Below are 24,750 nucleotides of genomic sequence, written 5' to 3' on the forward strand. Positions count from 1 at the left end.
GGCGGCTGGCAACACAGCAAAGGTGACCGTGAGAAGCGTCACAGTTTCGTTTTATGGGCGGCGCGAGGCGGGGTGTGATGCTGGCCGCAGTTCCGGATATTTCCGGCTGGTTCTTGAAAAAACGGCAGGCTTTACGCGGTTTGCGGTCAAAAATTGAAGGCCGGATTGCCGGCCCTTAATTACTATTTGCGACGACGGTTGATAATTTTTCTCATTCGTGGAGGCTGCTATGACCGTGTTGCACAGTACGGATTTCTTTAAGGCCGGCGTCTCGGCGGTGGCGATTGAACCGCGGCTTCCTCAAGCGGCTTTTCCTGAGCATCACCATGATTTTCATGAGATTGTTATCGTCGAGCAGGGTACGGGCATTCACGTTTTCAACGGCCAGCCCTATACCATCAGCGGCGGTTCGGTCTGCTTTATTCGCGATCACGATCGTCATCTTTACGAACACACCAATAACCTATGCCTGACTAACGTGCTCTACCGCGCGCCGGATGCTTTTCGTTTTCTGACCGGCGTGAACCAACTGCTGCCGCAGGAGCAGGACGGTAACTATCTTTCACACTGGCGGGTTAACCAGACGGTACTGCAGCAGGTGCGGCAAATCGTCGGCCAGATGGAAAAAGTCGGCCCTGGCGTCGAGTCGCATACCATCGCCAGCCGTGAGATCCTTTTTATGCAGCTACTGGTGCTACTGCACAGCAACAGCCTGGCGGAAGGCGCCGGCAACCACGAGGCGCGGCTGAATCAGCTGATGGCCTGGCTGGAAGACCATTTTGCCGAAGAGATATGCTGGGAGGAGGTAGCGGCGCAGTTTTCGCTCTCTTTACGCACCCTGCATCGCCAGTTAAAGCTGCAAACCGGGCTGACGCCCCAGCGCTACCTCAACCGGGTGCGCCTGATGAAAGCGCGGCACCTGCTGCGCCACAGCGATGATAGCGTGACAGAAATCGCTTATCGCTGCGGTTTTGGCGACAGTAACCATTTTTCGACGCTATTTCGCCGTGAATTCGACTGGTCGCCGCGCGATATTCGCCAGGGGCGCGACGCTATTCTTCAGTAACGCGAGAAGAGTCAACGTATTGCCTCACCAAAATGCGAATAATGGTTGGTTTCCGCGTCGGGAGTGAGAGTTGTGGTAGGTCAGCTGGTGCTTCGCAAAGATGAGTTTTTTGCCTCCCCCTCGCAGGCGGTGGCGGTGGCTGACCGCTACCCGCAAAACGTCTTTGCCGAGCATACCCATGAATTTTGCGAGCTGGTGCTGGTGTGGCGCGGCAACGGTCTGCATATCCTCAACGATCGCCCGTGGCGGATTACCCGCGGCGATCTCTTTTATATTCGCGCGGAAGATAAACACTCTTATGCGTCGGTCAACGACCTGGTGCTGCAGAATATTATTTATTGCCCGGATCGGCTGCGGCTCAATTTTGACTGGGCGGCGCATATTCCGGGATTATTCGGCACGCCGTGGCAGCCGCACTGGCGGATCGGCAGCAGCGGGATGGCGCAGGTCAGGCAGGTGATTAACCAGCTGGAGCACGAAAGCGCGCGGCAGGATGCGCAGGCGGATAGCATGGCGGAGCTGCTGTTCGCCCAACTGGTGTTGACGCTCCAGCGCTATCGCTACGCCACTGATAACCTGGCGGCGACGCAAAGCGAAACACAGCTCGATAAACTGCTAACGGCGCTGGCCGGAAGTCTGAATCGCCCCTTTAATCTGGATAGCTTCTGTCTGCATGAAGGCTGCAGCGAACGTGCGTTACGCCAGCAGTTTCGCCAGCAAACGGGAATGACGATAACTCACTATTTGCGCCAGCTGCGGATCTGCCATGCGCAGTATTTACTGCAGCATACCGAGCGGTTAATCGGCGAGATCGCCATGCAGTGCGGGTTTGAGGACAGTAACTATTTTTCGGTGGTGTTTAATCGGGAAATTGGCATGACGCCGGGACAGTGGCGGCAGCGCAGTCGCGCCGCCGCGTAAGGGGAAATCAGTTAGCCATTCCCAGGCCGACGATATTCGCGGCGATGATAATCACCACGCAGCCGAGGCTGAGCACGCTGACCGGGCGGCGTCCGGCGTTGTTCCACTCTTTCAGCACCAGCCCAACCAGCCCGCCACACAGTACGTAGAAGCTCATATGCAGCATCCAGCTCATGTAGTCATACTGCGCCGGGATACTGGCGTGGCCCCAGGCATAGAAGAAGAACTGCAGATACCACATTAGCCCGCCCAATGCGGAAAGCAGAATGTTGCTGATGATAAGCGGTTTTGCCAGTGAGAAGTCGGCTTTTAGCGACAAATCCTTCACTTTGGCAAGGCGAATAAAACAAAAGCCGAGGTTAACCAGCGCGCCGCCGCCCATGATCACCACGTAGCTTGGCAGCGCGGTATACAGCGGGTCGACGCCCAGCGCCGCGGCGGCTTCATGCATTGGTTTAGCGGCGTTCATCGCAAATGACATGCCGGCGGAGAAAATACCGCACATTACCGCCAGCATCAGCCCTTTTTTCAGGTTGAACTCTTCCGCTTTGATGCCCATTTTGCGCTCTTTAAGCTGGCCGGCGCGAGTGACGATACCCACGCCAATCACCGCCACCAGCACGCCGAGCAGGGTCATTTGTCCGCCTTTGGTGTGAATCAACACATCAAAGTGGCCGTTGAGGATCGGCGTCATTAAGGTGCCGACGATAAGCGTAATGCCGATAGCGATACCGATACCCATCGACATCCCCAGATAGCGCATGGTCAGGCCATAGTTGATGTTACCGATGCCCCACATCGCGCCGAACAAAAACACCGGCAGCAGCGTGGAAGCGCTAAATGAGTGATAGTAGGCCCAGAAATCGGGCAGCAGCATGGCGCTTATCGCCCACGGCAGAATTAGCCAGGAAACAATCCCGCCGATCGACCACATGGTTTCCCACGACCAGTGTTTCACCTTCTTGAAAGGGGCATAAAAACAGGCGGCACTGGCGGCGCCGATTAAATGCCAAAAAATTCCCATCGTAATCGCATGATTCATTGCCTTTACCCTCATCTGTGTTGGGTTGGATAGACTCTCTCCGATGCGATGAGTGTAAAAATTGCGCAGTTTTTACGCCTTTGAGCTGTTGCCACCTCAGACGAAACTCTGGCAATCAGGGGCTTAATGGGTTGTTTTGGCTCACAAACCGGCGTGTATCTATTTTGGGTATAACCTTAGTAAAACTACGGCATTGATAATCATTTTCAATATCATTTAATTAACTATAATGAACCGACTGCTTACGCGGCGTTAACACCCTCTGCCGCCCGATAATAATGGAGATGATTATGAGTTATACACTGCCATCCCTGCCGTACGCTTACGATGCTCTGGAACCGCATTTCGACAAGCAGACGATGGAGATCCATCATACTAAGCATCACCAGACCTACGTTAACAACGCTAACGCAGCGCTGGAAAGCCTGCCGGAATTCGCTAACCTGTCCGCGGAAGAGCTGATCACTAAGCTTGATCAACTGCCGGCTGACAAAAAAACCGTACTGCGTAACAACGCGGGCGGCCACGCTAACCACAGCCTGTTCTGGAAAGGCCTGAAAACCGGCACCACCCTGCAGGGCGACCTGAAAGCCGCTATCGAGCGTGATTTCGGTTCTGTGGACAACTTCAAAGCTGAATTCGAAAAAGCGGCAGCTACCCGCTTTGGTTCCGGCTGGGCGTGGCTGGTGCTGAAAGGCGACAAACTGGCCGTCGTTTCTACCGCTAACCAGGACTCCCCGCTGATGGGCGAAGCCATTTCCGGCGCTTCAGGCTTCCCGATTATCGGCCTGGATGTGTGGGAACACGCTTACTACCTGAAATTCCAGAACCGCCGTCCGGACTACATCAAAGCCTTCTGGGACGTGGTTAACTGGGACGAAGCAGCAGCGCGTTTTGCCGCCAAAAAATAAGGTTGCATTGTGCTAAGAGAGAAGCGAGTCTGATGACTCGCTTTTTTTATATCCGTAGCAAGGAGAGCAGCAATGCATTATCCGGTGAATGTCTTTGTCGGCAAAATCAGGGACTACGACGGTAGCCGCCCCAGCGCAATTGGCAAAATCCAGGTCGATGGCGAATTACAGCTCGGCGATCTCGGGCTGGAAGGGGACGAGCAGGCGGAAAAGAAAATTCACGGCGGGCCGGATCGCGCGCTGTGCCACTATCCCCGCGAGCATTATCTCGACTGGATCCGCGAATTCCCGCAGCAGGCCGAGCTGTTCTGCGCACCCGCATTCGGCGAAAACCTTTCTACCGAAGGGCTAACGGAAAAAAACGTCTATATCGGCGATATCTTTCGTTGGGGCGAGGCGCTGATTCAGGTCACTCAACCGCGCTCTCCCTGCTTCAAACTGAATTACCATTTCGGCATTAGCGACATGGCGCAACTGATGCAGAACAGCGGCAAGGTTGGCTGGCTTTACCGCATTATTGCCGGCGGCCGGGTCTCCAGCGATGCGCCGCTGGAGCTGGTATCGCGACTAAGCGATGTGAGCGTACATGAGGCCGGAGCGATTGCCTGGCATATGCCGTTTGACGACGAGCAGTATCACCGTCTGTTATCGGCGGCGGGCCTGTCGGTAAGCTGGAGCAGAACGATGCAGAAGCGGCGTTTAAGCGGGCAGATCGAGGATAATTCGCGGAGATTATGGGGGAAATAATTCCCCCATATTGAACGTTGCAACCAGTAGCCCGGCTCAGCGTAGCGCAAGCCGGGACAGGGTTAAGTACGCTTATACAGCGGCAGCCAGATTGTTAAACGCAGCCCACCCAGCGGGCTATCGTCGGCTTTAACCCAGCCGCGATGTTGCTGAATCGCCGTTTCGACAATCGCCAGCCCCAGACCGGTGCCGCCGGACTCGCGATCGCGAGCCTCGTCGGTACGATAGAACGGACGGAAAATCTGTTCGCGATCCTCCGGGCTGACGCCCGGGCCGTCATCATCGACGTTGACCGTGATTCCGTCTTTATCCACCGAGAAACTGACGGAAATTTTCGTGTGCGAGTAGCGCAGCGCGTTGCGCACGATATTTTCCAGCGCGCTTTCCAGCGCATTAGGGTTACCGTACAGCGGCCAGGGGCCCGGCGGATACTCAACGGTGAAGGATTTCCCCATCTGTTCGGCTTCAAATGCCGCGTTGTCCAGCACTTCGCCCCACAGCTGATTCGCTTTCACCGTCTCGCTGACCAGCGCGTTTTTCGCCTGATTACGCGACATCACCAGCAGGTCGTTAATCATGCTATCCAGCCGGTGCGCTTCGGTTTCGATACGCTCCAGCTCTTTGCTTTCACCGCTGCGGCGGCGCAGCAACGCGGTGCCTAACTGCAGACGGGTTAACGGCGTGCGTAGCTCGTGCGAGATATCCGACAGCAGCCGCTGCTGGCTGGTCATCATTCGCTCAAGCGCGGTCACCATCTGGTTGAAGCTGGCCCCGGCGGCCAGAAACTCCTGCGGACCGGCTTCCAGTTCAGGATGCTGCCGCAGGTTACCCTGGGCAACTTCGTCGGCGGCGTTTTTCAGCTTGCGCGCCGGTTTCGCCAGACTCCACGCCAGCCAGAGCAGCAGCGGGGCGCTGACCAGCATCGTCACGATAAGCAGTAATAGCGGACGGTCAAACAGCAGGTTGATGAAGTCGGATTGTGAAGTGCTGGCAGGGCGGATGAGATAAAGTTGATAATTATCTTCACCATCCCTGACGGAAAACGGGCCGACCATCTCCAGGCGTCCGTAACGCTTCTTCTGCGGATGATCGGCATTATCGGCCTGGCCGATAAAGTTACGAATGATCTGCATTTCGTTGCGTTCTGCGCCGATCACGCGGCCTTCGCTGGTGACCAGCAGCAGCCGCTGCCCCGGCGGCGCCCACTTATCGATGGCGCGAAACAGGCGTCGCCACCACATCAGGTCGTTCGGCGGGTCGTTCGCCAGTTCGGCCTCGACGTGCTGCTCAATCATGATGCCCTGACGTTGCTCGCTTTCCAGCAGCTCGGTCATCTGGCGCGAGTCCAGCTTGGGCAACATCAGTACCAGCATCAACACCAGCGCCAGCGTGAGCCAGAAGATAGCGAAGATGCGTGCGGTTAAACTTCCAATCATGAAGCAGAAACCATCAGATAGCCGCGTCCGCGCAATGTTTTAAACCACGGATGGCCGTCTTTGCGCTCCGGCAGCTTACGCCGCAGGTTGGAAATATGCATATCGATAGCGCGGTCGAACGGCGTCAGCCGCTTGCCCAGCACTTCCTGGCTTAAGTGTTCACGTGACACCACCTGACCCAGATGCTGCGCCAGCAGATACAGCAGGGTGAACTCGGTGCCGGTCAGCTCCAGCGTTTGCCCATCAAAATTGGCTTCCTGACGACCCGGATTGAGGCTTAACGCATCCACTTCCAGGGTCGGAGAACCGGATTCGGTGGTCTGCTGCTGCTCGCTCCAGTGGGAACGACGCAGAATCGCGCGTATACGGGCCACCAGCTCGCGATCGTTAAACGGCTTAGGCAAATAGTCATCCGCCCCGAGTTCGAGGCCGAGAACGCGATCCAGCTCGCTTCCGCGCGCCGTTAGCATGATAACCGGGGTCTGGTGTGTCTGACGTAATTCTTTAAGCGTGTCGATACCGTTTTTCTTCGGCATCATCACATCAAGCAAAAGGAGATCAATGCTGTCGTCAAGAAGCGCCAGCGCCTGTTCACCGTCATGGGCAACGAGCACATTAAAACCTTCCATATCGAGCAGCTCTTTTAACAGGGAGGTGAGCTCCCGGTCATCATCAACTAACAGGATTTTATTCATTGTTTAAATACCTCCGAGGCAGAAATTACGTCATCAAGGCTCGCTAATCCATGACTTTACGTTGTTTTACACCCCCTGACGCATGTTTGCAGCCTGAATCGTAAACTGTCTCTCGTTGAATCGCGACACAAACGTTTTGGGAGTATGTGATGCGCAATGTTATCGCTGCCGTCATGGCCTCAACGCTGGCGCTAAGTGCTACTAGCCAAGCCGCTGAAGTCGTTACCGGCGTTAACTGGCTCCACGGTGAAGAGGGAGCCCAGCGCAGCGGCCAGAGCCATATGTTTGACGGCATAAGTCTAACCGAACAGCAACGACAGCAGTTACGGGATCTTATGCAACGGGCGCGCCATGACCGGCTCCCTGTTAATGTTAGCGAACTGGAGACAATGCATAGCCTTGTCACCGCAGATAAATTTGATGAAAGCGCTGTGCGCGCTCAGGCAGAAAAGATGGCGCAGGAACAGGTTGCCCGCCAGGTAGAAATGGCGAAAGTCCGCAACCAGATGTACCACCTGCTAACCCCTGAGCAGCAAGCGGTTTTAAATGCTAAGCACCAGCAGCGTATGGATCAGTTGCGTGAGGTTGCAAGGATGCAGAAAGGCTCAGCCATGATGCTTTCCAGTAGTAGCAGTACCGTGCAACCCAAGTAACAAACCCTGTTTTCCTTGCCATAGACACCATCCCTGTCTTCCCCCACATGATGTGGGGGTTTTTTTTGTCTTTTTTTCGCCTCAGCCGCCGCATGCCCTTTCATCTTCCGGGTAAAAGTTCAGGTTATACTAAGCGCATCGCCGGAAAAGGAGCGTTTATGAATCAATCTTATGGGCGGCTGGTGAGTCGCGCGGCTATTGCCGCGACGGCGATGGCCTCCGTGTTACTTTTGATCAAAATTTTTGCGTGGTGGTATACCGGTTCGGTGAGTATTCTGGCGGCGCTGGTGGATTCGCTGGTGGATATTGCCGCCTCGCTGACCAACCTGCTGGTGGTGCGTTACTCGCTACAACCTGCTGATGAAGAACATACTTTTGGCCATGGGAAAGCGGAATCGCTGGCGGCGTTGGCGCAGAGCATGTTTATTTCCGGTTCGGCGTTGTTTCTGTTCCTGACCGGGATCCAGCATTTGATTCGCCCTGAACCGATGCAGGCGGCGGGCGTCGGGATGGTGGTGACGCTGATCGCCTTGATAAGCACCCTGATGCTGGTGACCTTTCAGCGCTGGGTGGTCAGAAAAACCCAGAGCCAGGCCGTGCGTGCGGATATGCTTCATTATCAGTCTGATGTTATGATGAACGGCGCTATTCTTATCGCCCTCGGCCTCTCCTGGTACGGCTGGCACCGCGCCGATGCGCTGTTTGCATTAGGGATTGGCATCTATATTTTATATAGCGCGCTGCGTATGGGTTACGACGCGGTGCAATCGTTATTAGACCGTGCGCTTCCGGATGAGGAACGTCAGGAAATCATCAGTATCGTGAACAGCTGGCCCGGCGTCAGCGGCGCGCACGATCTACGAACGCGGCAGTCAGGGCCGACTCGCTTTATTCAAATACATTTGGAAATGGAAGATAACCTCCCGCTGGTGCAGGCGCACGTAATCGCCGACCAGGTGGAGCAGGCTATTTTGCGCCGTTTCCCGGGATCGGATGTCATCATCCATCAGGATCCCTGTTCTGTGGTGCCGCCGGCGCGGCAGGGCGTTTTTTGAGCTTTCGGTTATAGTCTGTAAACTCGATGTAAAAATGTGGGGCGGGTAGGCATTTTTTGTATAAATTACCGCCATTTGGTCTGACCTGAATCAATTCAGCCAGAAGCGTTTGATATACTATTGCAATTATCGTCGTGCACTCCTGGTATGGGAGCGCTTCAGGCAACAGGATTATTTTTTGCTTCCTAAGTTCAGAGGTAGTCATGATTAAGAAAATCGGTGTGTTGACAAGTGGCGGTGATGCGCCGGGCATGAACGCAGCAATTCGCGGCGTTGTGCGCGCGGCATTAACGGAAGGTCTGGAAGTTTTTGGAATCTATGACGGTTACCTCGGCCTGTATGAAGATCGTATGGTTCAGCTTGACCGTTACAGCGTGTCCGACATGATCAACCGTGGCGGTACCTTCCTCGGCTCCGCTCGTTTCCCGGAATTCCGCGAAGAGCATATTCGCGCTGTCGCCATTGAAAATATGAAAAAGCGCGGCCTGGACGCGCTGGTTGTTATCGGCGGCGACGGTTCCTATATGGGTGCGATGCGTCTGACCGAGATGGGTTTCCCTTGCATCGGCCTGCCGGGCACCATCGATAACGACATCAAAGGTACTGACTACACTATCGGTTTCTTTACCGCGCTGAGCACCGTTGTTGAAGCGATTGACCGCCTGCGTGACACCTCCTCTTCGCACCAGCGTATCTCTGTGGTGGAAGTGATGGGCCGCTACTGTGGCGATCTGACTCTGGCGGCGGCGATTGCCGGCGGCTGTGAGTTCATCATGGTGCCGGAAGTAGAATATACCCGTGACGATCTGGTGGCTGAAATCAAAGCCGGCATCGCGAAAGGTAAGAAACACGCGATCGTGGCCATCACCGAGCACATGTGCGACGTTGACGAACTGGCTAGCTTCATTGAGAAAGAAACGGGCCGTGAAACTCGTGCGACCGTGCTGGGTCACATTCAGCGCGGCGGCTCTCCGGTTCCTTACGACCGTATTCTGGCTTCCCGTATGGGCGCATATGCCATCGAACTGCTGCTGCAGGGCTTTGGCGGCCGCTGTGTTGGTATCCAGAACGAAAAGCTGGTTCACCACGACATCATCGATGCTATCGAAAATATGAAGCGTCCGTTCAAGTCTGACTGGATGGATTGCGCGAAGAAACTGTACTAAGTTTCGCGGCATAACAAAAAGGCCTTCTCAGTGAGAAGGCCTTTTTTATTAGGGCGTTATCGAGCGCGTTATTCGATATCCAGCGCATCCTCGGAAAGGATGATACCGGTATTGTCGGCATACAGATGATCGCCGGAGAAGAAGGTAACGCCGCCGAAGTTGACGCGCACGTCGCTTTCGCCGATACCTTCCCCTGCAGCGGCCACAGGAATGGCGGCTAACGCCTGGATACCGATATCTAAATCTTCCAGGTCGTCAACCTGGCGCACCGCGCCATAGACCACCAGCCCTTCCCATTCGTTCTGTACCGCCAGACGCGCCAGGTCGGCGTCAATTAACGCGCGTCGCACGGAACCGCCGCCGTCGATAAGGAGAATATGACCACGGCCATTCTGCTCGAGCAGATCGTAGAGCAACCCGTTATCCTCGAAACATTTTACCGTAATGATCTGTCCACCAAACGACGACCGCCCTCCAAAGTTGGAAAACAGCGGTTCCACGACATTGACATCTTCCTGGTAGATGTCGCAAAGCTCGGAAGTATCGTATTTCATAGGCTTAACGTTCAGTTGCTGCGAGAATTTTTAGTATATCCCGTGAACTGCATTGTTTGCAAAATCATCAATTGTTAATTGATATTTGTCAGTTATGCCGCCAGCTTACTGCCGATAATCCCGATGACAAACAGCAGGTTGGTTAATAATGCCGCTTTGACCGTGCGTTCGAGCATCGGACGCATCGCCACCGGTTCGCGTTCACGCATGACAAAACGCGTTTGTTTTACCAGCAGCGGAATGGCGAGAATAAACAGCCAGCCCCATAGACTGTGCAGCGCCAGCAGGTTAAACAGCGCCAGGCACAGCGGAGCGCCAAGCAGCAAAACGCTGTGATAACGGCGAGCGTTCACCGGCCCCAGACGAACCGCCAGCGTGTTTTTACCGTTCAGGCGGTCGCTATCGATATCGCGCAGGTTATTGATATTCAGAACCGCGGCGGCCAGCAGGCCACAGGCGGTAGCGGGCAGGAAAATAACCGCCTCGATGCTGTGCGCCTGCAGATACCAACTGCCGACAACGCTCAGCCAGCCGAAGAAAACCAGCACCGAGATATCGCCAAGGCCAATATAGCCGTAAGGACGCGTGCCGACGGTATAGGTGATAGCGGCGATAATCGACAACCCGCCGAGTACCATAAAGCCGATGAAGTCCGCCATTGTCTGCCAGGCGGAGAACAGCAACGCCAGGCCGGACAGGCAAATCAGCGCTACCGTTACGATCAGCGCGCGTTTCATCTGCGACTGGGTGATGGCGCCTTTTTGCATTCCGCGCAGCGGCCCGATACGGTCAGGTTTATCGCTGCCTTTGACGGCGTCGCCATAATCATTGGCGAGATTAGATAAAATTTGCAGCAAACCGGCGGTAATAAGCGCCAGCAGCGCGACCAGCGGATCGAAGTGGCCTTGCTGCCACGCCAACGCGGTGCCGACGATGATAGCGGAGAAAGCCAGAGGTAATGTTTTTGGACGCAGGCTTTCAAGCCAGGCCTTAGTGCGTGTTATCGGTTGTTCAGTCATTTCTTTCAGCCAAAAAAATGGGGCTATCATAGCCCCACCGTGTGTGATGAAAATGCATTGAACCGGATTATAGGATAAAACGGCTCAGATCTTCATCTGCCACCAGAACATCCAGGTGTTTACCGACATAATCGCCGTCGATGGTCACCGTCTGGCCGTTCATTTCGCTGGCATCATAAGAGATGTCTTCGATCAGACGTTCCAGCACCGTGTGCAGGCGACGCGCGCCGATGTTTTCGGTGGTTTCGTTAACCTGCCATGCCGCCTGAGCGATACGCTTGATACCATCTTCAGTGAATTCGATATTCACGCCTTCGGTCGCCATCAGCGCTTTGTACTGCACGGTGATAGAGGCATTCGGCTCGGTCAGAATACGTTCGAAATCATGGGTAGTCAGCGCTTTCAGCTCAACGCGGATCGGCAGACGGCCCTGCAGTTCCGGGATCAAATCTGATGGGCTGGCGACCTGGAACGCGCCGGAGGCGATAAACAGAATGTGATCGGTTTTCACCATCCCGTGTTTAGTGGAGACGGTGCAGCCTTCCACCAGCGGCAGCAGGTCGCGCTGAACGCCTTCACGAGACACATCCGGGCCGGAGGCGTTGCCGCCGCGCTTACAGATTTTGTCGATTTCGTCGATGAACACGATACCGTGCTGTTCAACGGCGTCGATAGCTTCTTGCTTCAGCTCTTCCGGGTTAACCAGCTTCGCCGCTTCTTCTTCGATAAGCAGCTTCATCGCGTCTTTGATTTTCAGCTTACGCGGTTTCTGTTTCTGGCCGCCCAGGTTCTGGAACATGGACTGCAGCTGGCTGGTCATCTCTTCCATGCCCGGAGGAGACATGATTTCAACGCCCATCGGCGCCGCGGCGAGATCGATTTCGATCTCTTTGTCGTCAAGCTGGCCTTCGCGCAGTTTCTTGCGGAATGCCTGGCGCGCAGCGGAAGGTTCCTGCGGCTGTTCAGCCTGGCCCCAGTTATTTTTCGCCGGCGGGATCAGCACGTCGAGGATACGCTCTTCGGCCATTTCTTCGGCGCGATAGCGGTTTTTATCGATGGACTGCATGCGGACCATTTTGATCGCAGCGTCGGTCAGATCGCGGATGATAGAGTCCACTTCTTTACCAACATAGCCCACTTCGGTGAACTTGGTCGCTTCAACTTTGATGAACGGCGCGTTGGCCAGCTTCGCCAGGCGACGGGCGATTTCGGTTTTACCGACGCCGGTCGGGCCTATCATCAGAATGTTTTTCGGCGTGACTTCATGACGCAGCTCTTCATTAAGCTGCATACGGCGCCAGCGGTTTCGCAGGGCGATAGCAACAGAACGCTTGGCCGCGTCCTGGCCGATAATATGTTTGTCCAGTTCGCTGACAATTTCGCGTGGGGTCATTTCAGACATGGGAGATCCTTACGCTTTAGAAGGTAATTCTTCGATGGTGTGGAAGTGGTTGGTATAGATGCAGATATCCCCTGCAATATCCAACGCTTTCTCGGCGATGTCGCGAGCGCCCATTTCGGTGTTTTCCAGCAGCGCGCGAGCGGCGGCCTGGGCATATGGCCCGCCGGAGCCAATCGCAATCAAATCGTTTTCTGGCTGAACCACGTCGCCGTTACCGGTGATGATAAGCGACGCGTTTTCGTCAGCGACGGCGAGCAGCGCTTCCAGTTTGCGCAGCATGCGGTCGGTACGCCAGTCTTTCGCCAGCTCAACGGCGGCTTTCACCAGATGGCCCTGATGCATCTCCAGCTTACGCTCGAACAGTTCGAACAGGGTGAAGGCGTCAGCGGTGCCGCCAGCGAAACCAGCGATCACTTTGTCGTTGTACAGACGACGCACTTTCTTCACGTTGCCTTTCATCACGGTGTTGCCCAGCGTGGCCTGGCCATCACCGGCGATAACGACATGGCCATTACGGCGAACACTAACTATTGTTGTCACGAGCAGACCCCTTGGTTGCAAAAGCGGAATAGGGGCCCCGCGGGTTACGCGGGGCAGAATGCAATTATAGATGGGGGGGATTTTTGGGGTTTCAACCCCTGGCGGCGAGACGAATGCAGTTTGCGTGTCCGGCCATCTTGAGACGGTTGATCATATCGTTGGCGTTCTCTTTGCCTTTCAGCGGCCCAATCACTACCCGGTTCCAGCCGTTGTTGGTGGTGATATGCGAAGCAAAGCCCTCAAAGGCCAACTGAGCGCGCACGGTTTCGGCCTGCTCGGCGCCTTTAAAGGAACCACACTGAACCATCCAGCTGCGATCGTCTTTCTTCTCGGCGGCCGCGGCTTTCGGCGCTTCTTCTACGCGGGCGACCGGTGCGGCGGCCTGGGTTTTCGGCTGCGCAGTGGTGTTATGCGCCGGCGTCTGCAGCAGATCCTGGTACGGCTGCTGGTTGGACGCTGTTTGCTTCGGCTGCTGTTGCTGCACCGGCTTCGGCTGCTGGACGCGCGGCTGTTGCTGCGCGGTCTGCTGCTGCGTCTGCGCCCACTGCTGCTGTTGTGCCTGCTGCTGCTGCTGCGCCAGACGTTGACGCTGCAGCGTCTGCTGACGTTGCGCCGGCGTTTGTTCGTTCCACGGCACTTCAGTCAACTGCGTAGGCTGCTGACGCATATCCGCCTGCATTTGCGCCAATAGTTGGCGCTGCTCGTCGGTAAGCTGCTCGGGTTTCATCACTTCGCCGCCGGCGGTTGGCTCAGTCGGCGCGCGAACGCCCGGCTGGCGGCTTTCCAGCTCTTTAATATAGCGCCAGCGCTCTTCCGGTTTCGGCGGGAGACCGTTGCCTGCCGCCTGACGGTTCTGCAGCGCCTCCGCTTCTTCTTTCTTGTGATGGGTAATGAAATACAGACCACCGATAAAGGCCACCAGCACGGCCGCTGCGATCGCAACCATAGTCGGTGAAATCGCCGGAAGGCTGCTTTGCTTTTTCCTTGAGCTTCGGGGGCTGCTCTTTTTGCGCCGCGAAGGAGCCGGTTGGCTGCGGCGTACATAATCTCGTTGTGCCACTATCGTTTCGCTGTCTTAGATTCGTTCGTCAGCCCGCCATGTTACTTAAGCGGCGGGCCTTTGACCAGAAGAGCAGGCCCGAAAGCCTGATGGTTATCGTCTGATTTTTTGCGTACTGCCGCGAACGATCAGTTCGCAATCGAGCAGACGCGAGCCGCTGTTGACGTTACGGCCCTGCATTTGCTCGAGTAATAGCAGCATTCCTTCACGGCCGATATCAAAACGCGGCTGTGAAACGGTAGTTAACGGCGGATCGCAAAATTCAGACAACGCGATGTTATCAAACCCAACAATCGATAAATCTTCCGGCACCCTCAGGCCGCGACGTTTGGCCAGCGACAATGCGCCCAGCGCCATAACGTCGCTATGGCAAAATACCGCGGTCGGCGGCACCGGCTGCGCCAGCAGTTGCTCCAGCGCGTTGGCCCCGGCTTCAAAGGTAAAGTTGCCGCGGGCGATGTAGTGCGGATCGACGGTGATACCGCTGCGGCGCAGCGCCTGAACATATCCCTGCAGCCGGTAATGGCACAGCGGCATATCCTCCGGCCCGGCGATACAGCCGATACGTTGATGCCCCAGTTCGTGGAGATAATTAACGGCATTAAACGCGGCGGTCAGGTTATCGATATGCACGGTAGGGAGCTCCAGCTCCGGCGCAAACTCGTTCGACATGACCATCGGCGGCAAATTACGCTGCTCTTCGACGCTGGCGTCGAACGGCAGGCGCGAGCTCAGCAGCACCATACCGTCAATTTGTTTGGTGATAATGAGATCAATAAAGGTTTTTTCTTTCTGATTCTGATGGGCGCAATCGCCGATCAGCACCAGATAGCCTTCGTCGGCGGCGGTCACTTCAATGCCGCGAATCACCTCACTGAAGAAGGGATCGCAAATATCCGGCACGATCACAAGGATCGTCCGCGACTCATTGCGTTTCATGTTACGCCCGAGCGACTGCGGTAAATAGCCGACTTCCTGCGCCGCCTGCTCCACCCGACTGCGGGTTGCCTGCGACACTTTGTCGGGATTCATTAGCGCACGGGATACGGTTGCCGTTGAAACGTTTGCCTTCAGGGCGACGTCTTTCATGGTGGCGGCAACCATTTGTTTTTTGGGCTTCACCTGGTTTCTCCTCGCTGACTGCGCAGACACATCCCTTGCGTGCTGACATCAGCAACATTTTTAACAGATAGTACAGCCTGAGAGTTACAGAATTTTCATGAAAAACGTGACGGTTGTTGAATTTTTCGATCCGCCTCGCAAGAGAAGACTTAGCCTTCAATAGGATCGACATCCAGTACCCACTTCACTTTACGCGCTTCCGGCAGGGTGTTTATCAACGCCAGCGTACCGCTGACGATATGTTGTAGACGTATGCGGGAAGGGTGCTGCAGCAGAATTTGCCAGCGCCAGCGACCGCCGCGCTTTGGCGCCAGCGCGGGGACCGGGCCGAGTACCCACAGTTTATCATCGGCCAGCGGGCTGGCCTGCAACAGGTTACGTAACTGTTGTAAAAACAGCGGCGCCTGCTGGTTATTATGGTCTTCGGCGCGGATCAGCACGTGACTGGTCCACGGCGGTAGCTGCATGGTTTGCCGTTCCGCCAGCGCCTGCTCGGCAAACGCATCGTAGCCTTTATACAACAGGGTCTGCAGCAGCGGGTGTTCCGGATGATGGGTTTGCAGGATCACTTCACCCTGCTTGCCCGCGCGCCCGGCGCGGCCGGAGACCTGGGTATAGAGCTGGGCAAAACGCTCCGCCGAGCGGAAGTCGGCGGAAAACAGCGCGCCGTCGACATCCAGCAGCGACACCAGGGTGACGTCCGGGAAATGATGTCCCTTAGCCAGCATTTGGGTGCCAATCAGAATGCGTGCGCCGCCGCGATGGACGTCGGCAAGATATTGCTCCAGCGCCCCTTTACGGCTGGTGGTATCGCGGTCGATACGTGAGATTGGTACATCAGGGAACATCGGCGCCAGCGCCTGCTCCAGCTGTTCAGTCCCGAGACCCACTGGCACCAGGTGCGTCGACCCGCAGGAAGGACATTGGCGCGGAATGGGGCGCTGGCTGTCGCAGTGGTGGCAACGCAGATGATGCTGCGCCTGATGCAGGGTGTAGTAACTATCGCAGCGCGGGCACTCCGCTATCCAGCCGCAGTCGTGGCATAGCAGCGCCGGGGCGAAACCGCGGCGGTTCAAAAACAGGATCACCTGATTGTCGGCCTGCAGATGCTGTCGCATGCGGTTAATCAGCGCAGGCGATAGGCCCGCCTGCAACTGCTGGCCTTTTAAATCCAGCACGTGCTGCTGCGCCGGGCGGGCGTTGCCCGCGCGTTTGGTCAGCTTTAACTCACGGTACTTGCGCTGGCGCACGTTATAGAGCGTCTCCAGCGCCGGGGTCGCCGAGCCGAGGATAATCGGGATCTGTTCGCTATGGGCGCGCCATACCGCCAGGTCGCGAGCGTGATAACGCCAGCCTTCCTGTTGTTTATAGGAGCTATCGTGTTCTTCGTCGATGACAATAACGCCGAGGTCTTTAAACGGCGTAAACAGCGACGAGCGGGTGCCGATAACGATCGCCGCTTCGCCATTTTTCGCCTTTAACCATGATGCGAGGCGCTCGCTGTCGTTGAGACCCGAATGCAGGACCTCCACCGGGGCGTTAAAACGCTGGCGGAAGCGGGCGATAGTCTGCGGCGTCAGGCCGATTTCCGGCACCATCACCAGCGCCTGTCGACCCTGCGCCAGCACGTTCTCCAGCACGCTCAGATAGACCTCCGTTTTCCCTGAGCCGGTAATACCCGCCAGCAGCCAGGCGGAGAAACGGTCGGAGGCGCTATGAATTGCCCCGACGGCGGTCGCCTGCTCGGTATTCAGGCGCAGCCGTTCGCCGGGCACCGCGAAGCTGGTCCGCCAGTCAATAATCGCTGGCGCTTCGCAGGCTAGCTCTGCCAGCCCTTTGCCACGCAGCGCCTGTAGCGCCGCGTCATTGAATTCAAGTTCTGCGACCTGATAGCGCCAGATTTTGCCCTGGCGCAGCGCCGCCAGCGCCTGCTGCTGCTTCGGCGAGCGTTTAAGGCTGTTGATATCCAGCGCTTGTCCCTGTTCCGTCGCAAACCAGTACCACATTGGCGCGGCGCTGGCCGGTTTGCCCTGGCGCAGCATAATCGGCAGCGCGTGGAACAGCACGTCGCCGATGGGATGATGATAGTAATCCGCGGCCCAGAGCAGCATGCGCCAGACGGTAGAGGAAAATACCGGTTCGCTATCCAGCGCTTCGGCGACCGGTTTGAGTTCGGCGAGCGGGAGTTCGCTACGTTCGCTGACCGACACCACGATACCGATCCGCTCCTGTTTGCCGAACGGCACGCGTACGCGACAGCCCGCCTTGACCGGGATGCCTTCAGGCAACAAATAGTCAAAGGTGCGGGGCAGCGGAACGGGCAGGGCGACATGAGCGACGGACATGGAATCTTCCTGACTTGAAATCTGGCGGGTTAGTATACACATTACCGAAGGTGACGCGGATAAGTTTGCATCTGCTGGTCAAATTCTGTATGATTCGCCGCCTTTGGTGCGCTTTATGCCGCATCAAACATCCCAAAACCCGGGAAATTCGCTAAGCCGGTTTACGCCAGCGGCGCGAAGGTCGTCGGGAAATTATTAATATCGCGTGGTGTCTGGCGTTAGGGCTGGAAGAGCGACGCGGCCTTAACTGAGGTTCTCCCATGAAAAAAGGTATTCACCCAAATTACGACGAAATTACTGCTACCTGTTCTTGCGGTAATGTCATGAAAATCCGTTCCACCGTTGGTCACGACCTGAACCTCGACGTGTGCGGTAAATGCCACCCGTTCTACACCGGCAAACAGCGTGATGTTGCTACCGGTGGCCGTGTTGACCGCTTCAACAAGCGCTTCAGCATCCCGGGCAGCAAGTAAGTTGCCAGAAAAAGCCGCCTCAGGGCGGCTTTTTTGTATCCTTCGTCTGGCCAGGCCGAGGGATAAAAAAAGCGGAAGATATCTTCCGCTTTTTTTATGTCTTAGTATTCCCACGTATCCGGGTCGATACCCAGTTCACGCATAATCTCTTTCGCCGCTTCCGGGATTTCATCGCTGCGCTCTTTACGCAGGTCTTCATCGTTAGGCAACGGTTGACCGGTAAAGGCATGCAGGAACGCCTCGCACAGCAGTTCGCTATTCGTGGCGTGACGCAGGTTGTTCACCTGACGACGCGTGCGTTCATCGGTGAGGATCTTTAACACCTTCAGAGGAATGGAAACCGTAATTTTTTTTACTTGCTCACTCTTCTTACCGTGCTCAGCGTATGGGCTGATATATTCGCCGCTCCATTCAGCCATGAGATACCTTAATCCTCTGTTTATTAGTTAAGGGCCAGAACATTACGCCCGACCATAATTGCGCGTAGTTTACCGTATGAGCGTGCTTTCCGACATGATATAAGCCGCCGCCGACGTGCGCTAATGCATATAATTTTAACGGCTATTTGTGTTTTGCTCAATCTATACGCAAAGAAGTTTAGATGTCCAGATGTATTGACGTCTATTGTGACAATGATTACTCTGAGGCCTGACTTCTCACCGAACAGCCCAGGAACTGTCCAACATGACGCGTAAACAGGCCACCATTGCAGTGCGTAGCGGTTTAAATGACGACGAACAGTACGGTTGCGTTGTCCCGCCGATCCACCTCTCCAGCACCTATAATTTCACCGGTTTCAATGAACCTCGTGCCCACGATTATTCCCGTCGCGGCAACCCGACTCGCGATGTAGTACAGCGCGCGCTGGCGGAACTGGAAGGCGGCGCGGGCGCGGTACTGACCAATACCGGAATGTCGGCTATTCTGCTGGTGACCACGGTGTTCCTGAAACCGGGCGATCTGCTGGTGGCGCCGCACGACTGTTATGGCGGCAGCTATCGTCTGTTTGACAGCCTGGCGAAACGCGGCTGCTATCGCGTGCGCTTTGTCGATCAAAGCGATGAACAGGCATTACGTGAAGCGCTAGCGGAACAACCGAAGCTGGTGCTGGTCGAAAGCCCGAGCAACCCATTGCTGCGGGTGGTCGATATTGCGAAAATCTGCGGGCTGGCGCGTGAAGCCGGCGCGGTGAGCGTGGTGGATAACACCTTCCTGAGCCCGGCGTTGCAAAATCCGCTGGCGCTGGGCGCCGATCTGGTGTTGCATTCGTGCACCAAATATCTCAACGGCCACTCTGATGTGGTCGCCGGGGTGGTGATTGCCAAAGATCCTGAAACAGTCACCGAACTGGCATGGTGGGCGAATAATATCGGCGTCACCGGCGGGGCGTTTGATAGCTATCTGTTATTGCGTGGTTTGCGTACCCTTTCTCCGCGAATGGAAGTGGCGCAGCGCAACGCGCAGGCGATAGTCGACTATCTGAAAACCCAGCCGCTGGTGAAAAAGCTGTATCATCCGTCCCTGCCGGAAAACCAGGGGCATGAGATTGCGGCGCGTCAGCAAAAAGGTTTTGGGGCGATGCTAAGCTTCGAGCTCGATGGCGATGAGCAGACGCTGCGTCGCTTCTTGAGCGGTTTATCGCTATTTACGCTGGCGGAATCGTTGGGGGGCGTTGAGAGCCTGATTTCCCATGCGGCGACGATGACGCATGCGGGCATGGCGCCGGAAGCGCGTGCGGCGGCAGGGATCTCGGAAACGCTCCTGCGTATTTCGACCGGTATTGAAGATGGTGAAGATTTAATTGCCGACCTGGAAAATGGCTTCCGGGCAGCAAACGAGGAATAAAGATGAGTGTGATTGCGCAGGCAGGGGCGAAGGGTCGTCAGCTGCACAAATTTGGTGGGAGTAGTTTAGCGGATGCGAAATGTTACCTGCGCGTCGCCGGGATCATGACCGACTATGCGCAGGCAGGCGATATGATGGTCGTCTCTGCCGCCGGTAGCACCACCAACCAGCTGATTAGCTGGCTGCAGCTAAGCCAGACCGATCGTCTTTCTGCGCATCAGGTGCAACAAGCGCTGCGTCGCTATCAAATGGATCTGATCGCCAGCCTGTTGCCGGCGGACGCCGCTGACGCGCTGATCGCGACGTTTATTCACGATCTTGAACGTCTGGCGGGCCTGCTGGATAGCGGCATCACCGATGCGGTATATGCTGAAGTCGTCGGCCACGGCGAAGTGTGGTCCGCACGCCTGATGGCGGCGGTACTGAATCACCTTGGCGTTGAAGCCGCCTGGCTGGACGCGCGCGCCTTCCTGCGCGCGGAACGCGCCGCGCAGCCGCAGGTTGATGAAGGCTTGTCCTACCCGTTGTTACAACAGTTGATGGCGCAGCACCCCAACAAACGGCTGGTGGTGACCGGCTTTATCGCCCGCAACAATGCCGGAGAAACCGTGCTGCTGGGCCGTAACGGTTCCGACTACTCCGCCACCCAAATTGGCGCGCTGGCCGGGGTCTCCCGCGTCACCATCTGGAGCGATGTGGCCGGGGTCTATAGCGCCGACCCGCGTAAAGTGAAAGATGCGTGCCTGCTGCCGCTGCTGCGCCTTGATGAGGCCAGCGAGCTGGCTCGACTGGCGGCGCCGGTGCTGCACGCGCGTACGCTACAGCCGGTTTCCGGCAGCGATATCGATTTACAGCTGCGCTGCAGCTATACCCCGGACCAGGGTTCGACGCGCATTGAGCGCGTGCTGGCATCCGGCACCGGCGCGCGTATTGTCACCAGTCACGACGACGTCTGCCTGATTGAATTCCAGGTGCCGGCCGGTCAGGATTTCAAACTGGCGCATAAAGAGCTGGATCAGATTTTCAAACGCGCGCAGCTGCGCCCGCTGGCGGTGGGCGTGCATGCCGACCGTAAGCTGCTGCAGTTCTGTTACACCTCTGAAGTGGCCGACAGCGCGCTGAAGCTGCTGGACGAGGCGGGCCTGCCGGGCGAGCTGCGTCTGCGCCAGAAGCTGGCGCTGGTGGCGATGGTCGGCGCGGGCGTGACCCGCAATCCGCTGCATTGCCACCGTTTCTGGCAGCAGTTGAAAGGGCAGCCGGTAGAGTTTACCTGGCAATCGGAAGAGGGCATCAGCCTGGTGGCGGTGCTGCGCGCCGGCCCAACCGAGAGCCTGATTCAGGGGCTGCATCATTCCGTGTTCCGCGCTGAGAAACGCATCGGTCTGGTGCTGTTTGGCAAAGGTAATATCGGCTCCCGCTGGCTGGAGTTGTTCGCGCGCGAACAGAGCACGCTTTCCGCCCGCACCGGCTTTGAGTTCCTGCTGGCTGGGGTGGTGGATAGCCGCCGTAGCCTACTGAACTATGAAGGTCTGGATGCCAGTCGCGCATTGGCATTCTTTGAAGATGAAGCGGTTGAGCAGGATGAAGAATCGCTATTCCTGTGGATGCGCGCGCACCCTTATGATGATTTAGTGGTGCTGGACGTGACCGCCAGCGAACAGCTGGCCGATCAGTATCTGGATTTCGCCAGCCACGGTTTTCACGTGATCAGCGCCAATAAGCTGGCGGGCGCCAGCAGCAGCGATAAATATCGCCAGATCCACGACGCCTTCGAAAAGACCGGACGTCACTGGCTGTATAACGCCACCGTCGGCGCAGGCTTGCCGGTTAACCATACGGTGCGCGATCTCATCGACAGCGGCGATACCATCCTGGGGCTGAGCGGTATCTTCTCCGGTACGCTCTCCTGGCTGTTCCTGCAGTTTGACGGCACGGTGCCATTTACCGAACTGGTGGATCAGGCCTGGCAGCAAGGGCTGACCGAACCGGACCCGCGCGTTGACCTGTCAGGTAAAGACGTGATGCGCAAGCTGGTGATCCTGGCGCGCGAAGCTGGTTACAATATCGAGCCGGATCAGGTGCGCGTGGAATCGCTGGTTCCGGCGCATTGCGAAGAGGGCTCGGTTGACCACTTCTTTGAGAACGGCGAAGAGCTGAACGAACAGATGCTGCAGCGCCTTGAAGCCGCCCGTGAAATGGGGCTGGTGTTGCGTTACGTGGCGCGTTTTGATGCCAACGGTAAAGCGCGCGTCGGGGTAGAAGCGGTGCGTCAGGAACATCCGCTGGCGGCGCTGCTGCCATGCGATAACGTCTTCGCTATCGAGAGTCGCTGGTATCGCGATAACCCAATGGTGATCCGCGGGCCAGGCGCGGGTCGCGATGTCACCGCCGGGGCTATTCAGTCAGATATTAATCGTCTGGCGCAGTTGCTGTAATCTCTCCTCTCAGGCCGGCCCGTAGGGCCGGCCTTCATTATGCTCATTCCCGCGCCACCAGCTGCCCTGAGAGGGTGAGATGCTGCGTCGGCAGCGTGGGCTCTTTGATCTTGCGGATAATTAACGCGCCTGGCCTGACGCCAGATGAACTTTTTTCACTTTGACTGAAAATTCCTCACTGTTTACGCAGATTTTTCTATTGACGCCCGCCCGCTTTTCCGTCATTTTTACATCTGGACGTCTAAACGTATAGAAGTTCGCAACACGACTGATAAATATAATGCGATTGATGAGGTAAGGTATGAGCTTTTTTCACGCCAATCAGCGGGAAGCCCTGAATCAGAGCCTGGCGGAAGTCCAGGGCCAGATTAATGTGTCCTTTGAATTCTTTCCGCCGCGTACCAGTGAAATGGAGCAAACCCTGTGGAAATCCATCGATCGCTTAAGCAGCCTGAAGCCGAAGTTTGTTTCCGTCACCTACGGGGCGAACTCCGGCGAGCGCGACCGCACTCATAGCATTATCAAGGGCATTAAAGACCGCACTGGTCTGGAAGCAGCGCCGCACCTGACCTGTATCGACGCCAGCCGTGATGAACTGCGCGCGATTGCCCAGGATTACTGGAACAACGGTATCCGCCATATCGTCGCGCTGCGCGGCGACCTGCCGCCGGGTAGCGGCAAGCCGGAGATGTACGCCGCCGACCTGGTGACGCTGCTAAAAGACGTCGGTGATTTTGATATCTCCGTCGCCGCCTATCCGGAAGTGCATCCGGAAGCCAAAAGCGCGCAGGCCGACTTATTGAACCTGAAACGTAAAGTAGAAGCGGGCGCTAATCGCGCGATCACTCAGTTCTTTTTTGATGTCGAAAGCTACCTGCGTTTCCGTGACCGCTGCGTCTCCGCCGGTATCGATGTGGAAATTATTCCGGGCATTCTGCCAGTCTCCAACTTTAAACAGGCGAAGAAATTTGCCGATATGACGAACGTGCGTATTCCGACCTGGATGTCGAAAATGTTCGAAGGGTTGGATAACGATGCCGAAACGCGCCAACTGGTAGGGGCGAATATCGCCATGGACATGGTGAAAATTTTAAGCCGCGAAGGAGTGAAAGATTTCCACTTCTATACCCTGAATCGCGCCGAAATGAGCTATGCCATTTGCCATACCCTGGGTGTGCGTCCAGCGTAATTACCTGTTTTACCTATTTTTTTATTCCTGTCGGGGCGGCGAACTGCAATTCGCCGCCCTCTTTTTTCGCACGAAAAGTGCGCTCTGCCCTTAAGCAACCTGCCGCCAAAGAGAGTATAGTGCCCGCAAAAATCATGACGGTGGAGAAGTTATGACGGTTGCAAGGAACAGCAATCTCCTGGCCGGTTGTGGCCTCGTCCTGCTGACGCTTATCTGGAGCTACAGCTGGATTGCGATGAAACAGGTAACGCTCTATATCGGCGCTTTCGATTTTACCGCCCTGCGCTGTATTTTCGGCGCGATTGTGCTGATGGCGGTGTTGGCGCTGCGCGGGCGCGGCATGCGGCCAACGCCGTTTGGTTACACCCTGGCGATTGCGCTGCTGCAAACCTGCGGCATGGTCGGTCTGGCGCAGTGGGCGCTGATGAGTGGCGGCGCAGGTAAAGTCGCCATTCTCAGCTATACCATGCCGTTCTGGGTGGTGATCATGGCGGCGCTGTTTTTAGGCGAGCGCATGCGGCGGCTACAATATGCCGCTATCGTACTGGCGGCGTGCGGTCTACTGCTGGTATTGCAGCCGTGGCAGTTGGATTTCTCCTCGATGAAAAGCGCGCTGCTGGCGATCCTCTCCGGCATCAGTTGGGGGGCGAGCGCGATTGTCGCCAAACGCATGTATCGCCGCTATCCGCGCCTCGATTTACTGTCGTTAACCGCCTGGCAGATGCTGTATGCCGCGCTGGTGATGAGCGTGGTGGCGTGGCTGGTGCCGCAGCGCAGCATTGACTGGCAACCTGGGGTTTTTTGGGCACTGGCCTATAGCGCAATCCTGGCGACGGCGGTGGCCTGGAGTCTGTGGCTGTATGTTCTGCGTAACCTGCCTGCCAGCGTCGCCGGCCTGAGTACGCTGGCGGTACCGGTTTGCGGCGTGCTGTTTTCCTGGTGGCTGCTGGGTGAAAATCCGGGGCTAGTGGAAGGCGCTGGTATTGTGCTGATCGTCGCGGCGCTGGCGATAATCAGCCTTAAAAAACGTCAACCTCAGATTACCAGGCAAGGTATTACTCGTTAAGCGTTATG

Annotated in this window: 23 protein-coding genes; 12 read left to right on the forward strand and 11 right to left on the reverse strand. The window is 56.5% G+C overall.

What is annotated here, in order from left to right; all coding sequences use genetic code 11:
* Positions 1–229 precede the first annotated feature (229 nt).
* Positions 230–1,066: an HTH-type transcriptional activator RhaS gene (gene rhaS, locus EAE_RS07585; RefSeq protein WP_015703945.1), complete on the forward strand. Its 837-nt coding sequence runs from the start codon at positions 230–232 to the stop codon at positions 1,064–1,066.
* A gap of 72 nt (positions 1,067–1,138) precedes the next feature.
* The gene (gene rhaR / locus EAE_RS07590) at positions 1,139–1,987 is read left to right on the forward strand and encodes an HTH-type transcriptional activator RhaR (protein WP_015368942.1); all 849 of its coding nucleotides are present in this window, start codon (positions 1,139–1,141) and stop codon (positions 1,985–1,987) included.
* A gap of 7 nt (positions 1,988–1,994) precedes the next feature.
* Here the strand turns inward: rhaR and rhaT are convergent, their stop codons facing one another.
* The gene (rhaT, locus tag EAE_RS07595; protein ID WP_015703946.1) at positions 1,995–3,029 is read right to left on the reverse strand and encodes an L-rhamnose/proton symporter RhaT; all 1,035 of its coding nucleotides are present in this window, start codon (positions 3,027–3,029) and stop codon (positions 1,995–1,997) included.
* A 290-nt stretch (positions 3,030–3,319) separates the two neighbouring features.
* Here rhaT and sodA point away from each other — a divergent pair, with 290 nt between their 5' ends.
* Together sodA and yiiM are read left to right on the forward strand one after the other, a co-directional pair.
* Positions 3,320–3,940, forward strand: coding sequence for a superoxide dismutase [Mn] (gene sodA / locus EAE_RS07600; RefSeq protein ID WP_015368940.1), 621 nt, complete (start codon positions 3,320–3,322; stop codon positions 3,938–3,940).
* Positions 3,941–4,012: 72 nt separating this feature from the next.
* Positions 4,013–4,687, forward strand: a complete 675-nt coding sequence (gene yiiM, locus EAE_RS07605; RefSeq protein ID WP_015703947.1) for a 6-hydroxyaminopurine reductase — start codon at positions 4,013–4,015, stop codon at positions 4,685–4,687.
* Between the two features lie 62 nt (positions 4,688–4,749).
* On the opposite strand, the gene cpxA is transcribed toward yiiM, so the two are convergent.
* Together cpxA and cpxR are read right to left on the reverse strand one after the other, a co-directional pair.
* Positions 4,750–6,123 carry an envelope stress sensor histidine kinase CpxA gene (cpxA, locus tag EAE_RS07610; protein ID WP_015368938.1) on the reverse strand — a complete coding sequence of 458 codons (1,374 nt, stop codon included), beginning with the start codon at positions 6,121–6,123 and terminating at the stop codon, positions 4,750–4,752.
* Positions 6,120–6,818 (reverse strand): envelope stress response regulator transcription factor CpxR, encoded by a 699-nt coding sequence (gene cpxR / locus EAE_RS07615; protein WP_015368937.1) that lies wholly within the window; start codon positions 6,816–6,818, stop codon positions 6,120–6,122. The genes cpxA and cpxR overlap by 4 nt, the downstream gene beginning before the upstream one ends.
* Before the next feature lie 149 nt (positions 6,819–6,967).
* Here cpxR and cpxP point away from each other — a divergent pair, with 149 nt between their 5' ends.
* The 3 genes from cpxP (at position 6,968) to pfkA (ending at position 9,692) form a co-directional block, all read left to right on the forward strand.
* Positions 6,968–7,471, forward strand: a complete 504-nt coding sequence (cpxP, locus tag EAE_RS07620; protein WP_015368936.1) for a cell-envelope stress modulator CpxP — start codon at positions 6,968–6,970, stop codon at positions 7,469–7,471.
* A 158-nt stretch (positions 7,472–7,629) separates the two neighbouring features.
* Positions 7,630–8,526, forward strand: coding sequence for a CDF family cation-efflux transporter FieF (gene fieF, locus EAE_RS07625; RefSeq protein ID WP_015368935.1), 897 nt, complete (start codon positions 7,630–7,632; stop codon positions 8,524–8,526).
* A 203-nt stretch (positions 8,527–8,729) separates the two neighbouring features.
* Positions 8,730–9,692, forward strand: coding sequence for a 6-phosphofructokinase (gene pfkA, locus EAE_RS07630; protein ID WP_015368934.1), 963 nt, complete (start codon positions 8,730–8,732; stop codon positions 9,690–9,692).
* A gap of 68 nt (positions 9,693–9,760) precedes the next feature.
* Here pfkA and rraA read toward each other — a convergent pair whose 3' ends face one another.
* The 7 genes from rraA to priA form a co-directional block, all read right to left on the reverse strand.
* Positions 9,761–10,246 (reverse strand): ribonuclease E activity regulator RraA, encoded by a 486-nt coding sequence (gene rraA, locus EAE_RS07635; RefSeq protein ID WP_015703948.1) that lies wholly within the window; start codon positions 10,244–10,246, stop codon positions 9,761–9,763.
* A 92-nt stretch (positions 10,247–10,338) separates the two neighbouring features.
* The gene (gene menA / locus EAE_RS07640; protein WP_015703949.1) at positions 10,339–11,265 is read right to left on the reverse strand and encodes a 1,4-dihydroxy-2-naphthoate polyprenyltransferase; all 927 of its coding nucleotides are present in this window, start codon (positions 11,263–11,265) and stop codon (positions 10,339–10,341) included.
* Positions 11,266–11,332: 67 nt separating this feature from the next.
* Positions 11,333–12,667 carry an ATP-dependent protease ATPase subunit HslU gene (hslU, locus tag EAE_RS07645; RefSeq protein ID WP_015368931.1) on the reverse strand — a complete coding sequence of 445 codons (1,335 nt, stop codon included), beginning with the start codon at positions 12,665–12,667 and terminating at the stop codon, positions 11,333–11,335.
* A 9-nt stretch (positions 12,668–12,676) separates the two neighbouring features.
* A complete protein-coding gene (gene hslV / locus EAE_RS07650) occupies positions 12,677–13,207 on the reverse strand; it encodes an ATP-dependent protease subunit HslV (protein ID WP_015368930.1) in 531 nt (176 codons plus the stop codon).
* 91 nt (positions 13,208–13,298) lie between these two features.
* Entirely contained in the window at positions 13,299–14,267 is a 969-nt protein-coding gene (ftsN, locus tag EAE_RS07655; protein WP_071596034.1) for a cell division protein FtsN, read from the reverse strand.
* A gap of 93 nt (positions 14,268–14,360) precedes the next feature.
* Positions 14,361–15,389, reverse strand: a complete 1,029-nt coding sequence (gene cytR / locus EAE_RS07660) for a DNA-binding transcriptional regulator CytR (protein WP_015368928.1) — start codon at positions 15,387–15,389, stop codon at positions 14,361–14,363.
* A 149-nt stretch (positions 15,390–15,538) separates the two neighbouring features.
* Positions 15,539–17,734, reverse strand: a complete 2,196-nt coding sequence (gene priA, locus EAE_RS07665; RefSeq protein WP_015703950.1) for a primosomal protein N' — start codon at positions 17,732–17,734, stop codon at positions 15,539–15,541.
* 260 nt (positions 17,735–17,994) lie between these two features.
* On the opposite strand from priA, the gene rpmE reads away from it, so the two are divergent.
* Positions 17,995–18,207 carry a 50S ribosomal protein L31 gene (gene rpmE / locus EAE_RS07670; RefSeq protein ID WP_015368925.1) on the forward strand — a complete coding sequence of 71 codons (213 nt, stop codon included), beginning with the start codon at positions 17,995–17,997 and terminating at the stop codon, positions 18,205–18,207.
* A 101-nt stretch (positions 18,208–18,308) separates the two neighbouring features.
* Here the strand turns inward: rpmE and metJ are convergent, their stop codons facing one another.
* Positions 18,309–18,626 (reverse strand): met regulon transcriptional regulator MetJ, encoded by a 318-nt coding sequence (gene metJ, locus EAE_RS07675; RefSeq protein WP_004107547.1) that lies wholly within the window; start codon positions 18,624–18,626, stop codon positions 18,309–18,311.
* Positions 18,627–18,891: 265 nt separating this feature from the next.
* Here metJ and metB point away from each other — a divergent pair, with 265 nt between their 5' ends.
* From metB to EAE_RS07695, 4 genes are all read left to right on the forward strand, one after another.
* Complete coding sequence (metB, locus tag EAE_RS07680) at positions 18,892–20,052, forward strand: cystathionine gamma-synthase (protein WP_015368924.1); 1,161 nt, start codon at positions 18,892–18,894, stop codon at positions 20,050–20,052.
* A gap of 2 nt (positions 20,053–20,054) precedes the next feature.
* Positions 20,055–22,487 (forward strand): bifunctional aspartate kinase/homoserine dehydrogenase II, encoded by a 2,433-nt coding sequence (locus tag EAE_RS07685; RefSeq protein WP_015703951.1) that lies wholly within the window; start codon positions 20,055–20,057, stop codon positions 22,485–22,487.
* A gap of 301 nt (positions 22,488–22,788) precedes the next feature.
* Positions 22,789–23,676 (forward strand): methylenetetrahydrofolate reductase, encoded by an 888-nt coding sequence (gene metF, locus EAE_RS07690; RefSeq protein WP_015368922.1) that lies wholly within the window; start codon positions 22,789–22,791, stop codon positions 23,674–23,676.
* Positions 23,677–23,827: 151 nt separating this feature from the next.
* On the forward strand, positions 23,828–24,742 hold the full coding sequence (locus EAE_RS07695; protein ID WP_015368920.1) for a DMT family transporter: 915 nt from the start codon (positions 23,828–23,830) through the stop codon (positions 24,740–24,742).
* Positions 24,743–24,750 lie beyond the last annotated feature (8 nt).

The sequence above is a fragment of the Klebsiella aerogenes KCTC 2190 genome (assembly GCF_000215745.1).
GTDB classification, from domain to species: Bacteria; Pseudomonadota; Gammaproteobacteria; order Enterobacterales; family Enterobacteriaceae; genus Klebsiella; species Klebsiella aerogenes.

Bases quoted from the DNA above. Each gene is read 5' to 3' on its own strand.
- rhaS (WP_015703945.1), top strand. From the start codon at position 230: ATGACCGTGTTGCACAGTACGGATTTCTTTAAGGCCGGCGTCTCGGCG.
- rhaT (WP_015703946.1), bottom strand. From the start codon at position 3,029: ATGAATCATGCGATTACGATGGGAATTTTTTGGCATTTAATCGGCGCC.
- sodA (WP_015368940.1), top strand. From the start codon at position 3,320: ATGAGTTATACACTGCCATCCCTGCCGTACGCTTACGATGCTCTGGAA.
- yiiM (WP_015703947.1), top strand. From the start codon at position 4,013: ATGCATTATCCGGTGAATGTCTTTGTCGGCAAAATCAGGGACTACGAC.
- cpxA (WP_015368938.1), bottom strand. From the start codon at position 6,123: ATGATTGGAAGTTTAACCGCACGCATCTTCGCTATCTTCTGGCTCACG.
- cpxR (WP_015368937.1), bottom strand. From the start codon at position 6,818: ATGAATAAAATCCTGTTAGTTGATGATGACCGGGAGCTCACCTCCCTG.
- cpxP (WP_015368936.1), top strand. From the start codon at position 6,968: ATGCGCAATGTTATCGCTGCCGTCATGGCCTCAACGCTGGCGCTAAGT.
- fieF (WP_015368935.1), top strand. From the start codon at position 7,630: ATGAATCAATCTTATGGGCGGCTGGTGAGTCGCGCGGCTATTGCCGCG.
- pfkA (WP_015368934.1), top strand. From the start codon at position 8,730: ATGATTAAGAAAATCGGTGTGTTGACAAGTGGCGGTGATGCGCCGGGC.
- rraA (WP_015703948.1), bottom strand. From the start codon at position 10,246: ATGAAATACGATACTTCCGAGCTTTGCGACATCTACCAGGAAGATGTC.
- menA (WP_015703949.1), bottom strand. From the start codon at position 11,265: ATGACTGAACAACCGATAACACGCACTAAGGCCTGGCTTGAAAGCCTG.
- hslU (WP_015368931.1), bottom strand. From the start codon at position 12,667: ATGTCTGAAATGACCCCACGCGAAATTGTCAGCGAACTGGACAAACAT.
- priA (WP_015703950.1), bottom strand. From the start codon at position 17,734: ATGTCCGTCGCTCATGTCGCCCTGCCCGTTCCGCTGCCCCGCACCTTT.
- rpmE (WP_015368925.1), top strand. From the start codon at position 17,995: ATGAAAAAAGGTATTCACCCAAATTACGACGAAATTACTGCTACCTGT.
- metJ (WP_004107547.1), bottom strand. From the start codon at position 18,626: ATGGCTGAATGGAGCGGCGAATATATCAGCCCATACGCTGAGCACGGT.
- metB (WP_015368924.1), top strand. From the start codon at position 18,892: ATGACGCGTAAACAGGCCACCATTGCAGTGCGTAGCGGTTTAAATGAC.
- EAE_RS07685 (WP_015703951.1), top strand. From the start codon at position 20,055: ATGAGTGTGATTGCGCAGGCAGGGGCGAAGGGTCGTCAGCTGCACAAA.
- metF (WP_015368922.1), top strand. From the start codon at position 22,789: ATGAGCTTTTTTCACGCCAATCAGCGGGAAGCCCTGAATCAGAGCCTG.
- EAE_RS07695 (WP_015368920.1), top strand. From the start codon at position 23,828: ATGACGGTTGCAAGGAACAGCAATCTCCTGGCCGGTTGTGGCCTCGTC.